We start from the raw sequence: 14,412 nt of genomic DNA, 5'->3' as shown, positions 1-14,412 counted from the left end.
AACAAAAGATGATACCGGAAGTTGTATGTGATGGCAAAATTGAATAATGGAATACGAAGCGAATATCCTATCACAAGAGATACAAAACACTATGAATTATCAACACCTAAAACAGGCTGTTTTTGTTCAAAAAGGTCTCTTTCAAAAAAGTTCCACAATTCACAAGATCAAGAAAGAAGTTTCACATTATTGTGTTAAATTGAAATGTCTCTTTTCTCTTCGAGAGTTGTTTTTCAGATATTATGATCACTATATTCACTTCTTCATATGTTTTAGTTCACACAATTATTCTTTTTTCATTGCATACTTTACTTTTCGAAAATGGCATAAAACACTCCTGTTACCGGTAATTGCATACTCTGTATGCCTCTCCTCACCACCCTTTCCGCAATACCTAAGCTTGTGAATGATTGGAACAAATAGAGGTTTAGTGAATAAAATAATTATCTTATATCCTAATAATGTTTCAACTAACAATTGATCTTTTGGCACTCTGGATGATAATATTCTAATGTACAGCATATTTCTCGGGGGTGGTCAATCTATGGATCCTTACGAAATTCTTGGAGTGAAGCCAGGTTCTTCTAAAGAGGAAATAGAAAAGGCGTATAAGGAATTGGTGAAAAAATATCATCCAGACAGATACAAAGATCATCCTTTGAAAGATATAGCAGAAGAAAAAATGAAAGAGATAAACAGAGCTTATCATATGTTGATCGAGAAAGAGGAACTCTCCAACAGGAGAGAAAGACATGAACTCTTTTCTTACTCTCTGGGATACAGAAGTAATGACGAGTGTCGAGATATATTAGCTTGTCTTGGATGCGCGTGGTGTGTAGATACATGTTGTGAAGCCTGTGGGGGTGATTGCATCCCTTGCATGTGAAGAAAATTTCCTATGGAGGACTTGTATCATCACTCGTTATTCTCTTGCTTTACGTAGGAAATTTCACCAAAAGCAAATTCTTTTTCGCTGCGTTGTGTAGCGTTTTCGTTGGTCTTTTAGTAGAAATGTTCGGGAAGAGTGCCATTTCTTTAATTGCTGCAATCGGCATTCTTTCCTTCTTAATTGTCCCCAATCCTGGGTATGTACTCGTTTTTTTGGCTTTGTCTTTTTACACATTCTTCAGAAAAAGATCTCTTATTACTAGGTTCGCATATTTGAACGCTTCGTTCTTCATACTTTCAATGGTTGCTGTGAAATTTTTCAATGTGAGCTTTCCAAATGTTCCCCCAATACTCTACGTGTTCGGAATAGCGGGATTACAAGTAGCGTTTTTCATCTATGACTATTTATACAACAGAATGATCAACTATCTTATTAGTTTCGTGAAGGAGAGAAAGTGATGTTCGGTTATATAAAACCCGTTAAATGCGAACTCAAGGTAAGAGAATACGAAGAGTTTAAAAGATATTATTGCGGAGTTTGTCGATCTCTCAAAAAATACTCCATAGTTCCAAGACTTCTTCTCACCTACGAAGCAGCATCTTTGGCTCTTCTTTTGGACAGTCTAAAGAAAACAAAACCAGAGAAAGCAAGATCTTTTTGTGTCTTTGCCATGAAAAGAATAGACTTCTATCGTTCTAAAGAAATAGATAATACCGCTCGCATATTTGTAGCTTTGCTCCATGAGAAAATGAGAGACAATTATCTCGACAAGAGGAATCTTTTTTACCTTCTGATAATGAGTCTTTTGAAAGGAAACCCAGAAATTTCGGAGCTTTTCAGAGAATTTTACGATCTTGAAAAGACAAAATCCAACTTCGAAATCTTAGCTGAAAAACAAGGCCAAATAATGGGAAAAATCTTGATAGCAACGGTTCACGATGAGAATAACAAGAAAATTCTCTACTATCTAGGGTTAAACCTTGGCAAGTGGCTCTATGTGATCGACGCCTTGGATGATTTTGAAAAGGACAAAAGAAAGAAGACATTTAATCCCCTCGTGGAGGAATCAAAAGGAAATTTAGAAGAGGCCAGAAAGGTTGCCAAGATATACCTAGAAAACCACATTGATGAGATTTGGAAAGCGTATGACCTTTTAGAAATAAAGAAAAACAAGCCGATTCTTGATAACATTGTGTACCTTGGAATTCCTCTAACCACGAAAAGAATCCTCGAAAAGAATGCTTGCAACTGCGGGATCAATCATTCTATTAATTTGTAAATTTCTACATCTCCGCAACCAAACTTTCGATTTTCTCCTACACCGACGAATCTTGAAAATTTAACAAGTGCTGTCGTTTCAGGATTCAAGGTCTTCAGAGTTACAAGGAGACCACCTTTCGAGGTCTTCATAGAAATCGGAATAAAGAGCGGATCGATTGTTTCACCTAAGAATATTCTCATGTCTCTCTTCAATTGATTAATTGAAAAAACTCCAGATCTTTTTACCTTCAAAATGAATAATCCAGGTTTTTCGAAAAGATCTTTTTTCTCGAGAATCTCAACGTATGCCTTTCCAGGTTTCACAACGGCTTTCAACACCGTTGGGATATTGAGGACAAGGAAACGAAAAATAGGAGGAAAAGGCGAGGAAAGAACAAGTGCGTATCCTTTCCTCGCCTTGAAAGGTCCTATTATTCGGAGTGTGCCGTCTGGTGCCTCCTCTAGAAAAGAAGCTACACCCGAATCGATGGACCTGACTTTTGAAAGTACAAATCCCCATTTTTCTTCCTCAGAACTCAACTCTTCTTCTACGTAGATGGGGAATCTTCCAAACATAATACACACCAGCCTATGGGAGATATCAATTTGTATTCATTGTTTTCTACCTTTTGAACTAGGTATCTTCTTGTCAATGGTGCTTCGCTATCCCCATGTTCTTTTATCAAGTTTCTCACTCTCTTTCGGGTTTCTTCGTCGAGTAAGATGAACAAAGAATTCGCCATGAGGCCTCCACCATAACCTATGTGTACAAGGATATTTTTCTCCTTGTGCTCTTCTATTTCTCCGAATCTTTCTTCTATCTTTGAAATGTCTATTCCTTTGAAATTTTCCTTGGCTTTTCTGAATCGCTCCCTTTCAAAGTTAAATACTTCCGTGTAGAAATCATTCACGATCTTTAGAATATCCTCAACGTTGTCGGGTAGATTTACACGATATCTTCCAGCGAAGTTTTCGTACTCTTCCTTTGCGAATTTCACGTCAAACTCGAAAGTCCTGTTCAACGGAACAAATTCAGCGGGGAATAACAATGGATTCTTGTTGGTTCGTTCAACATAGAAGACTCCAACATCGTGAACAACAACGCGAGTATACACTCTGCTAGAATCGGAAATTCTCAAAAATCGGAAATAATCACTGTGCATGTCGTTATTAATCCTGAAGATGCTGTTTAAGAATTCTCTAGTTTTAATGAATTTTTTCCTCTCGGATTTCTTTTTCTTTTTCCTATTCTCTGCTATATCGTCCTCAACTATCTTTTTGAACTTCTCAAGGTATTCCGGATGATTCTTCAACACATACCACGTCAAAGCAAGCCTGATAGCTCCCTTCAGGGAACTTCCTGGTATGTACACACTTCCATCAGGATGGTGAATAATCTCTAATATTCTCCCTGTTCTTTTTTTGGAATAAATACTAACTTCGTAGAGAAAACCGTCCTGGATCTCCGCTATTTCTTTTTTTGTTAGATTAAGTGGTTGAAAAATTTTTTCGAAAAGGTCAGGATGTTTACTGAAAACTTTAGAAAGAGTTTGTGTTTTCAACCTCACAGCGATTTTTCTTTTTCCGTTCCTTTCGCTTAAAACGAGAAGTTGACAAAGAGGGTACTTATCTCCAGTTCCTATATGAAGAGGAGTGACATTCTTAAGAACAATCTTCATGACATATCACCACCGAATGCAACACAAATTGGAGAAGTTTGAACGAAATAGTCCTCTATCTTCAACACCCCACGACCCTTTGGTTCGAAAGGGAAAACGGAGCCTTCTTGAACGTAGAAAATCTCCCTTTTCACTTCCATCCTGTCTTTTTTCACACCTCTTCTTTTTATCACTTTGTAGAATCCATCGTTCAGTTTTTCTCTTTCTTCCAGTGTTGGTACAAACAACGACAAAGAAAGACTGTACTGTCCCTTCTTGGGGAGCTCAGGATACTCTTCAAAATCCGCTTCGAAGAGTCCGTATCCGTACGTTGAATCAGCACCTATTCCACTGTCTCCCGACGATTTAACGGCGGTTTTGAAAAGGTCTTCATACTGATCCGGAAATTCTGCCAAGATAACTGGTGTGAATTCTTTCTTCACAAAAGCAACTTCAATAAAATAGAGGTTTGAAGAATTGGTGATTCTGTCCAAGGTGTTTCTCGGTATCTTTGAAATCTTTATAGGCGATTCTCGACAGATCGCCTCCATTGCCTTTTCAAAACTGTTACAATCGTTCAACTTGTCCAAGAAAGCATATCCGACGTTTTTTAGTTCCTTAGGATTCAAATCGGTCCCTTCGTACGTGTAGGTGTTGAAAATCAAAGGTTTTGGAACAAGAAGGCGACCATCTTTCTCGAAAAGAAGAGATGAAACTTTCAAATTCTTTGCGAACAGTTCTGCTTCATCAGACCATTTGAAAGCATGGTAAACGATGGCCCCGTAGATTGTATCAGAATGAATGGTGGAAAGGGTGGAATCAGTCTCATCCCCCCTTCCCACCCTGAAACCACTTTTGAATTTCAACCTCACAAGAAGGCGCACTTTCATCACCCTTTCGTTATTTCGGAAATGTAGGCTTCGAAATCTTTCACAGTCGTTTTGCCTTCTTTCTCGAAGTCTTTTTCAACGGGTTTGCCATTTCCTAGATAATAGTCAGCATCCTTGAATATCACTTTTTCTATCTTGAATTCCACCTTTCCGTATCCTCTGCTCCCGCTTCCACCAAGGTAGTCATCTTCAATCAATTCAAGAGCAGCGACTATGTTTTTCAAATCTTCTTCCACATGATCTTTGTTTTCTGCAGTGTAGACCATTTCGAATTCAAATTCTGCACCCGCTGGGACTCTTTCAAAACTTCGTGGTTCAGCACTGCAAGTCACTCTGTCAAGAACATTCTCCATCTTCCACTCCGTGTAGGGAAGATCAGTTTCCATGCTCTCGAGCTTTTTTCTTGAATCTTCCGTGAGGAATGCGTCTCTCACCAAAAGACGAGCAGGGATATTATCACTATCCTTTAAGGAAGACCCAAAGACTCTACAAACCTTACAATTCTTGTCACCACATTCATGAATTCTTATTTCCTTTTCTTCATTAATTACCCTCAAATCCAATTGGAAAAGTCTCTCCAGCAAACTTCTCATCTTTCCTTTGAGAGAACTACCTGGAATGTAAGGCTCTCCAGTGAGAGGATTTTTGATGACGGGATTGTCGAGTCCTCCGATGTTTATTCCAAGTTCTTGGCCGCCTATTCTCAAACCTGTTTTCAAAACGATTTTCCCTTTTATTATGTACTTTCCCAGAATCGGTCTGTTCACTTCACATCCCTCCTTGATTTCTCATTTATTTATCTTCTTCGGAATTCTCCTTTGATAAATAAAACTTGTGATAAGCGACTATCGCATCATAGAATTTCTTGAACTTTTCAAAATCTTTTCCATTTTCTATTTCATCTATTAACGGCTCCAATGTTTCTTTCAACTTTTCCACCCCTGATTGCCCCCTTCCTACTTGATAGGCAAGAAATATTTTCATGAAGTGGATATCATCCAATATTTCTTTTCTGAATACCTCTGGATGATCTGAGTATTCATTCTTTCTGTAGATGTATTTACTCCAGATCTTGGTCAAATAACCGTGAAACTTCCTGAGTTGAGTCGTATTCAATTTCAACTTTTTAAGTTCTTGACTCAGCCTTTCAGCTTCTCTCACGAGTTCTTTAACATCCTTTTTGAGAGAAATGTTCTCCTTCTCCAAACTCACGCTTCATCCCTCCTTATGAAACTTTCTCGAAAGAAGATCAACAAACTGAAGAATCACGTTCAAAGCAGGTTCTCCTATTTTCTCAAGATTTTCCTTCGTCAGAGCAGCTACCCTTTTATCTGCTTCGTTGTTTTCTCTTGCCTCTATGTAAGAAAGATATGCTCTGTTGAGGGGAGAATCTTCTTCTTTTCTGTATTTCAAAGTCAGGTTTAAAGCTTTCCTGATGATACTTCTGTCAACATTTGGCACGAGCTTTCTCAAAGTTGTGTACAAGTTGTACATTTCAAAGAACTGCTTCCATTTGACAGCCAAGTAATCACCATTAGAAAACGATATGCTGTCTTTTCCATTCTCTTTTGCAGATTGTTCAGCCCTTTCAGACATTTCTCTGATGAGAGCCATGCTCGTTTTTTTGTCAACGATAACGTATCCAGCCGAAAAGGTGATCGAATCGTTCATCGTAAATTTCGAAAATTCTTCTCTCATTTCCTTTGCTACATCGAGAACATCGTTCCAACCACCGATGAGATAGAGATCATCGCCACCGGAGTAAATCACTGTCAAATTTTTTCCTTCCACAATGTTCGCCACTCGTTCTTTGAAGAAGAAATTCATGAGTCTCGAAAGAGTACTGTATCTGGAAAGTGTTTTCACTCTGAGACCTTTCCCGAAGATGTTTCCAAGATTATCCACATCGACAAGCAGGCTTGCTATTTTCTCCCCAGGAGCTTCTTGAGCGATCTTGTCTAACTCCTGGTGTTTAAAATACGTGACCACCTGAATTCTCCTTACATTCTTTTCATCTTCCTGGAAATCATAGATATTCCTTATCTTGTAGCTGAAACCTTTTTCAAGTTTGTCAGAGAAATCAAAACGTTTTCTAAAGATTTCGAATTTTCCGTCCTTTTTCTCAACGAGATACAAATTAGATCTTTTCATAAGTTCCTTTCCTAATTCGTACATCTCTTTGCAAAACTCACAGGCTATCTCTTCTTCCTCTTCCCACTCTCTAATAGGAAAGAGTTTCTCTACTCTGCTTCCACAAACTTTACAAGTGAAATTTCCAACTTTCTCCAGACTAGTTATATCATTTGGAAACAATTCTTCTAGTTCCTCGTTTGAGAACATTCGAAGCTTTCGAAGTCTTAGCTTTTTTGTAAGAGTCGAGAAGACTGAAGACATATCTTCTATATCTTCGACAGAAAACTCTTCGTATTCCGTAACAAGATGAAGTCCCAAGTTCTTTTCCTTCAACCACTTGTTGATATCCCTTTGAATGTCATTGAGGATCTTTTTCACCTTCTCGGTGTTAGATAAAACCAGGTAGAAATGGCCTCCTCCAATGAAATGTACGTTCGTTCTGTAGAAACCTGTCCTAGTGAGGATCTCATCAACCACAACCTCTTGGAGAATTTCTATAAAGAAACTTCTCCCTCTGAAAGATCTGAGAGCACCTTTTGAAGAAACGTTAGAAATAAACTTTTGAATCCCTGATACATCCCCACCAACCAGGAGGAAAGGTTTAACATTTTCTTTTCCAAAAAATTTCTTTAGATCTTGGTAAGTCTCAAAGGACAAGTTGTTTTCTTTGGCATAATCGTACATACAGAGTGCGAGCATAGCGGTTACTTTCAAGTGATCGTAAAGGGAAATATCCATTTCACCATCACTTCTTGTCTCCTGTGGCATAAAAGAAAGGTATTTGTAGAAAAGAAAATTCACATCATCTGGTGTTATCGGGATTTTTTTAGCATCCTCGACGAGAGCTTCATAAAGGGCTCGGTAGTTTTCTTCGGTCTCTATCATCTCCGTTGTTGCTTCTTTCAGTTGAGGTGTTGGAACAACAGGGAAATATGTTTTCTTACCGTCTCTTTCGTCTTCCGGTATCTTGGAGAGTACATTTTCCATTCTCCGGTTTTCTCTGAACTCACTTCCTGTGGTCATTCTCTCCTTACTGGAAAAATTGTCCGCAAGACATGTGTACCAGATAAGTTCGTGTTCTTTACTGTTTCTTGATTCTTTGAGTTCTCTTTCATGGTGATAGTGAATAAAATCTTGGTATTCGGCGAAAGCTCTCACTTTGCTGGTGAAATCGTAACCGGCTAACTGATGGGATTCTTGGCTAAATCTTGCTCTGCGTACTAACTTTCCAATATCGTGCACGAGAGAACCAATGACCAACTTCTCTCTGTTTGGATCACTCAAAGAAAACTCACCTCCTCATTTGAGGATTACTTCGGCAGGTGGGGAAGAATTCCTTTAAGGATGGATTGAAATAGAGGAAAAGGTGGGAATTCTGAATAAATTATACATCACAACAAACTTGTTTCAAAAATATCTTTTGACGAAAGTGAAGCGTGATTTGTTCTTGATGACAATTGAAATTCGAACCATTCACCTAACTTTATCCCCAAATTTATATGTACACTTTCCTTACAACGATACATTTCTCCTGATATTTTTCGGTAATTCATCGTCTCTCCATGTTTTTAAGTACACTTTCCGAATTAAGTTGAAAGATTAACCAATGTTGGGTTAGAATGAATTCAAGGGAGGGGATACTTTGTCCATTGATTCGTTTCCGAAAATAGCTTTTCTGAAATTCCCTGACAACCGACAATTGGAAATACACTACGATCCAAAATTGGGTTTTTCTCTTTCGTTTGAAAGCGCTCCTTTAGATGATGTGAGTGAAAAAGTCAACGTAACAATCGTCTATGAAAATCACGAAGTATTGTTCGAAAACATAAATCTTCTGGAAGCCATTAGAATAACTAAAAACTTTCTCAAAAGCCCCGCATTGATGATCTGTCCTGCAGGAATAAACATTCTAAATAAAAGAAATGACAATGAGAGATTACTCTATCTTGAAAAAATAAAAGAAATACTCAATTCATCTGATTTTTATCTCGAAAAGGTAAAAAGAATTCGATCGATGAAAGAAGCTGGAAAAAAGAATTTATCACCCGAAGAAAGTCTGTTAACCGGAGTAATAGAAAAGGGATTTGTAGTTGATGAAATCGTGATCATAGGAACACCCAACGAAGGTAAGGAGGAACGCTACAAACATCTTGTATTTCTCGAGCACTCCTTTAGAAGTTATTTTAATGTAGAGAAGATCGAAATAGAACACATAGAATTCTATCCTAACAGAGAGGAAACGTACAGTGTGCTGTTCACGGAATTGTGGAGGACTTTGCAGAAGATCATTTCAAGGACGAAAAAAACTACTATCATCAACGCTACATCTTCATACAAGATCATTACTTCTCTTTTGACAATTATGATGCTCTACTTCAAAAAGAGCGGTTTCTACACCTTTGAAAAAAGCAACAATATTTTGGAGATTCCCTCCTTTGGACTCGACTGGAATTATTCTTACCTGGATGAGATCATGCCACAGATAAAAGCTTTGAAATCAGGAAAATCAAGCTTTTTGGAGATCACAGAAGAGTTGCAAGGTATTTACTTAGATGGCAAAACCTCTTATTATCCTCTAGAAGAGATCGAGAGGCTCTATCATGAAAAAAGAGATGTGCCCTTCGACTATGGAGGAAAGTATATAGAAGTACTGGACAACGAAGAGCTTAAGAGTTACCTCGAAAGCGGTGTGAAGAAGAGATGGACCCACATGTGGATAGGTGACCAAATACCAGAAACGGTTGAGCATTCTCAGAGACACAGTAGAAGACTCATGAATCTTGCTTATCATACAATGAGAGTCATGGGTCTGAATCGATTCGCCAACTTGAAAAATCCGGATCAAGAATACATCGATGGTATAAGTTATCTTGATCTGTTTCTGTTTCTTCTTGGTATCTCGATATATGTACACGATTTGGGACACGTCTATCCAATTTTAAAGGTAAAAAACAGGGAATACATTCTCGAAGGTTTCCCACCCCTGATAAGGGATCTTCATAGCGAACTCACCGTGAGTCTCATAGAAAGTGGTGAATACAACGTACTAGCAGAAGAAAAGCCGTTCGATAGCGAAAGCAAATCTTTGAGAGACATATTCAAAGAGAAAACCAAAGAAATTGTCGAAGCAGTAAAACTCATATGCAGATATCATAGAAGAAACCTTCCGATCGAAGATGATTTTATGGAAGAAAAAAGACTTATGAAGATCTTCAATCTAGATACAAATCCACTGGTGGAAGTTGTATTAAACAAAATAACCGACGAAAATCTGCAGGAAGTGACAGTGAGAGCTGCAAAATGGCTTCAGTTCATAGACGGACTCGATGTTCAAGCAGACAGGGTGATAACGGATAGCTATCAAAAAATGAGAGTGGAAAGAACGGCAAACGAGATTTCTTATCTACAGAAAAAGATCGAAGGAAAGAAATTGAGCATTCCTCACGGAGACGCAAAGAAGATAGAGCAACTTCTCAAAGACATCTTCTCACTGAAAGATAAGATTCTCTCATCGGATAAAAACGTTGCCAAAGAAATAGAAAGTAAAGCCAAAGAGTTGGAAAAAGTTTTGTATGAAGCGGCAGAAAAAGACATAGAACGTTTCCTGAAATCCTCAGAAGCGGAAATAGTGTCCAAAATTGCCTTCAAGGCGAGACAATTTGTTCACTTCAACAAACATAGAGCTGTAAGCTCTATCATGCCGGTTATGTTTCGAAATAACACATTGTTTATAAAGATCTTCCCAAATCCGAGTTTCAATATGAAGGACGAACTCCAAAAAATAAAAGAAGATATAGAAGAAGAACACAAGAGATCTCATCTGAAGGATGATTTTGAGATAGAGGTGATAATAAATGAAAGGAATTGATTTCTCTTTGGAAGTTGTCAAAAACCTTTTGAAACATTTCTCGAATAAATTTAATGCACAAGTTGATACTGTGAACCTAACACCTGTGTCAAAAGTAGAAGGCGATTCTTCCTACATAGTTGAACTGAAAAGCAATGATCTTACATTACACTTTCCACTCCTCTTTCCAGAGCACGAAAATGTCTACAAAGTTTTGGGTGAGAAACTCTTCACTCCTTACGTAATAGAGCCGTATTTTCTTCAAGAGGGAACAGATGAAGACGAGGATGAAGAAACAGAAGAAAAACCAAGATTCATGGACCTCGAAAAACTCAGAGTTGCTCCGGGTTATCTCTTCGCGGTCGCCGTCACGATTTTTTATCACCTCACCTCCAAAAGAAATAAGGAATCTCTACAAACCAAACTGAACGAACTTTACGGAAAAAAGGGAGCCATATTCTGTCCAGTCTTTTCCACCAGATCAAAACGTTATGGTGTGAAACTTCCCATTTTTCAAAATTGGGAGGAATTCAATCCCATTGAGGCGAATTTCTTCATGAAGAAGGTTGTCTATCCAAGGGAGAAAGTCCCTGAAACGATGAGATTGCCTCATCCCTCACACAAAGGAAAATTGGACCTTTTTGAAACACCTGAATCAGAAAAAATAGGTCTCGTCCTATCCATGGTGGAAAATGCCGTATACAATCCCAAAACTCTTTCTATAGAAAAAGGAGAACTCTTCAGCCTTGCCACCGCACAGATTCCCTTCATCCTCCACTCGGATGGCGCCCGCGTTCTCATGGGGTCAAAGAACCTCAAACAAGCTATGCCTATTGAAAATCCTGAACCTCCCATTGTGAAAACCCCGAAAAGCTTGAGTGTTGGAGTCAATGCCTTTGTAGTTTACATGCTTTACAAAGGGTTGAATTTCGAGGATGGAATTGTCGTCAGCGAGTCACTAGCTAAAAAACTTTTTTCAGCTGTAGAAGAGAAGTACTCTGTGAAATTTTTCGGAACATTTCCCACCGAGTTGAACTACAGCCAAAAGAACGAAGTTGAATACATTTGGCGTGCTTCGAAAAAGAAAAAGAAAGGACCAAACGAACTGAGAACGAAAGTGAAGGTTCTCGTGAAAAGAGGAGAAAGAATCAAAAGAGGAGACATCATAGTTCGTTTGGAAAACTACGAAGATGGCGCGCCAAAAGGAGCACCCATCGAAAGGAAGTACGAAGGCTATTATGAGGCCACCGTCGTGGATTTTAAAATCCTACCCCCAAAATATCAATTTAAAAGACAGACGAAAGGAGAAAACGAAATTGAAGTGGTATTCACACTTCGTGTAGAGAAACCCTTGAAGATTGGAGACAAGTTAATGGGAAGATATGGAAACAAAGGTGTTGTTAGTAAAATACTGCCCGATGAAATGATGCCAAAAGTTTACATGAACGGTCAGTGGGAGAGAGCGGAAGCGTTATTGAGCCCCCTTGGTGTTATCACAAGGATGAACCTCGGCCAACTTTATGAAACAATGATATCTCCCTTGGTTTTGGAGGGAAAATATCCTGACACTTTCGATATTAACTATAGATTCTCTCGGAAAGAAAGACAGCGAATCCTCGAAGAATTAAAAAAGATTGGAGCGGATGATCTAGGGAGATACCGAGTGCAATTCGATGGGAAGGAGATCAAAGCACTTGCAGGATACCAGTATTTAGTGAGACTAGATCACAGCGTTGGGGATAAGATTCACGTAATAGGCAAAGAGGCACCGATTAGCCCTATAACGTTCCAACCTTTCAAAGGAAGAAAAAGAAAAGGTGGGCAAAAGATAGGGGAAATGGAATTTTGGACTCTTCTTGAGCACAACGCTTTTGACACTCTTGAAATCTTCAGGAAATGCAATAACAACGGTAGAGATCCTACACCAAATTTGAACAAAGCTCTCAACATATTCATAAACGTTTTGGGTAACGTTGATTTTGTTTACAAAGTCGAGACAAACGGCGTGAGACTAGTGTCCGCTGAGAGAATGGCAAAGATAGAAAGTGAAGAGTTCAACGATTTCCTGATGACACTCAGTCGTGACAAGACGAATCAATTCAAAAAATTGTTCAAGAAAGAAGGGTACATAAGAAGTGCAATGGTATCAAGAAGACTTTTTTATTCTGGTAGAAGCGTTATCGTACCTGCTCCGGATTTGCCGCCCGATACCGTCTATTTACCCGCAGAATTCGGGAGGGCCTTTTTCAACAATGAAAACCTTTCGATCGAAGAAATGAATCAGCTTGCAGAAGGAAAGTATGTTCTCCTGAACAGACAACCTTCTCTGCACAAACATAACATTCTCGCTTTTAAGTTCAAATTTTGGGAAGAATGGGCAATAGGTTTTCCAATACTCTCATGTAAAGCTTTCAATGCAGACTTCGACGGCGACACGATGGCGGTTTACTATCCCATCCGACAATCACCAGAGCTAGAAAAGATGACCATCGCCAATCTTCCCTTTACCCCCGGAAACGGTTCACTCGCCTTGAGCATAGATCAGGATTTCGTGTACGGTCTGTATCTCCTCGGTAAAGCCCGAAACAAAAAAGAAGCACAAAAGTACTTATCGAAGAAGATCCTCGAGGGAGGTTTCGAGAAAGCATTAAATGAACTCAAAGCATCCCTTGAAAAAGCTACGGAGAAAAATCTAACTTTGACCGTGTACGAGATAGAAAAAAACGATGGTAGCTACAAAATCATCAAAGAAACGAAATGTAGAGGGAACGAGAAACACTATAAACAACTCGAAGAAAGAGTAGACAATTTGAAAGGAAACTTCCTCAACGGTTTAGAACTAGATGAATACCTAGATTACATATCCAAAAGGGCAAGAAGGACTCTCATGGACAAAAAACTCCACGTTGCCAAGGCGGGAGAATTCACCAGAGAGCTCGTTGAAATAATGGGAGATATAAAAATCAAGGAAAACAATGAAAACGAGGGGGTACTTATATACACCGCTAACGATATTCGATGGCTTGCGGAGAGGGAGCTCCTAGAAAATGCACTTTTGGGTCGTTACGACATTGATAATCGAAAATTTTTAGGAGAGGAAGATTTAGAAACGCTGAAAATCCATCCCAGAGATTTGAGAATCGCCTCTCCAATCGCTGAGAACAGCACCAATGACACGTTTACTCAGAGAGCTTTCGGTCTCGATCCAGCCACTTCCCGATTAATAGACATAAAGTTCGTAGGAATCTATGCAGGACATACTTTAGGAGAAAGAGGCACACAACTTTCAATGGAAACCTTTCACACCGGTGGAACAGGAAAACCATTTAATATGGCGATGATAAAAAAGTATATTTTCGACTCCATAGAGAATTCCCCTGATTTCATGAGCTTCGTGAAGAAACTGGTGATGGTCAAAGACCAAGATATTCGCGAAATGCTCGCTCTCCAGAATAAAAAGAAGGGTATCATTGACTACCTGGATGTTAGATTCATCTACTTTGAGATGCTTTTCTGGGCATTGAAAAAAGGAAAGAGGAAATTAATAAACGAACTCTCTCACAGCACGAAACCAAAAGAGAGTACCAAAAAAAATCTGGAAAAGAGAGGTTTTCTCACGGCAATAAGTTACAGAAACGGTTACAACATAGTGAAAGCAGCGGAACTCGGAAAGTTCTACATTGAAACCCATCCCAGAACCTATCTCTTCTCCGCTTACGACTTAAGGAGGTGAAA

The 14,412-nt window shown here is 38.9% G+C and carries 11 protein-coding genes; 5 read left to right on the top strand and 6 right to left on the bottom strand.

Annotation, left to right across the window (positions count from 1 at the left end; translation table 11 throughout):
• Nucleotides 1-544: 544 nt before the first annotated feature.
• Genes AS005_RS08775 through AS005_RS08765 form a run of 3 tightly spaced genes read left to right on the top strand, consistent with a single transcriptional unit; the run spans nucleotide 545 to nucleotide 2,168 of the window.
• The gene (locus AS005_RS08775) at nucleotides 545-886 is read left to right on the top strand and encodes a J domain-containing protein (protein ID WP_101511340.1); all 342 of its coding nucleotides are present in this window, start codon (nucleotides 545-547) and stop codon (nucleotides 884-886) included.
• Nucleotides 883-1,347, top strand: coding sequence for a hypothetical protein (locus tag AS005_RS08770; protein ID WP_233186307.1), 465 nt, complete (start codon nucleotides 883-885; stop codon nucleotides 1,345-1,347). The genes AS005_RS08775 and AS005_RS08770 overlap by 4 nt, the downstream gene beginning before the upstream one ends.
• Nucleotides 1,347-2,168 carry a DUF5685 family protein gene (locus AS005_RS08765; protein WP_101511338.1) on the top strand — a complete coding sequence of 274 codons (822 nt, stop codon included), beginning with the start codon at nucleotides 1,347-1,349 and terminating at the stop codon, nucleotides 2,166-2,168. Before AS005_RS08770 ends, AS005_RS08765 begins: the two co-directional genes overlap by 1 nt.
• On the opposite strand, the gene AS005_RS08760 is transcribed toward AS005_RS08765, so the two are convergent.
• Genes AS005_RS08760 through cas10 form a run of 6 tightly spaced genes read right to left on the bottom strand, consistent with a single transcriptional unit; the run spans nucleotide 2,150 to nucleotide 8,114 of the window.
• The gene (locus AS005_RS08760; protein ID WP_101511337.1) at nucleotides 2,150-2,725 is read right to left on the bottom strand and encodes a hypothetical protein; all 576 of its coding nucleotides are present in this window, start codon (nucleotides 2,723-2,725) and stop codon (nucleotides 2,150-2,152) included. The two genes, AS005_RS08765 and AS005_RS08760, sit on opposite strands and share 19 nt — an antisense overlap.
• Nucleotides 2,698-3,828, bottom strand: a complete 1,131-nt coding sequence (gene csm5, locus AS005_RS08755) for a type III-A CRISPR-associated RAMP protein Csm5 (protein ID WP_101511336.1) — start codon at nucleotides 3,826-3,828, stop codon at nucleotides 2,698-2,700. Before csm5 ends, AS005_RS08760 begins: the two co-directional genes overlap by 28 nt.
• On the bottom strand, nucleotides 3,825-4,697 hold the full coding sequence (gene csm4, locus AS005_RS08750; RefSeq protein ID WP_101511335.1) for a type III-A CRISPR-associated RAMP protein Csm4: 873 nt from the start codon (nucleotides 4,695-4,697) through the stop codon (nucleotides 3,825-3,827). Before csm4 ends, csm5 begins: the two co-directional genes overlap by 4 nt.
• A complete protein-coding gene (gene csm3 / locus AS005_RS08745) occupies nucleotides 4,697-5,464 on the bottom strand; it encodes a type III-A CRISPR-associated RAMP protein Csm3 (RefSeq protein WP_101511334.1) in 768 nt (255 codons plus the stop codon). Before csm3 ends, csm4 begins: the two co-directional genes overlap by 1 nt.
• Before the next feature lie 25 nt (nucleotides 5,465-5,489).
• The gene (csm2, locus tag AS005_RS08740; protein WP_233186305.1) at nucleotides 5,490-5,909 is read right to left on the bottom strand and encodes a type III-A CRISPR-associated protein Csm2; all 420 of its coding nucleotides are present in this window, start codon (nucleotides 5,907-5,909) and stop codon (nucleotides 5,490-5,492) included.
• Between the two features lie 3 nt (nucleotides 5,910-5,912).
• Nucleotides 5,913-8,114, bottom strand: coding sequence for a type III-A CRISPR-associated protein Cas10/Csm1 (cas10, locus tag AS005_RS08735; RefSeq protein WP_101511333.1), 2,202 nt, complete (start codon nucleotides 8,112-8,114; stop codon nucleotides 5,913-5,915).
• 358 nt (nucleotides 8,115-8,472) lie between these two features.
• On the opposite strand from cas10, the gene AS005_RS08730 reads away from it, so the two are divergent.
• Nucleotides 8,473-10,698 carry a hypothetical protein gene (locus AS005_RS08730; RefSeq protein ID WP_101511332.1) on the top strand — a complete coding sequence of 742 codons (2,226 nt, stop codon included), beginning with the start codon at nucleotides 8,473-8,475 and terminating at the stop codon, nucleotides 10,696-10,698.
• The gene (locus tag AS005_RS08725; RefSeq protein ID WP_101511331.1) at nucleotides 10,685-14,410 is read left to right on the top strand and encodes a hypothetical protein; all 3,726 of its coding nucleotides are present in this window, start codon (nucleotides 10,685-10,687) and stop codon (nucleotides 14,408-14,410) included. The genes AS005_RS08730 and AS005_RS08725 overlap by 14 nt, the downstream gene beginning before the upstream one ends.
• The last annotated feature ends 2 nt before the right edge of the window (nucleotides 14,411-14,412 follow it).

It is taken from the genome of Thermotoga sp. KOL6, from assembly GCF_002866025.1.
GTDB lineage: Bacteria > Thermotogota > Thermotogae > Thermotogales > Thermotogaceae > Thermotoga.
Note: the sequence above shows the minus strand (reverse complement) of the source record. Positions and strands in the feature narration are given on the sequence as shown.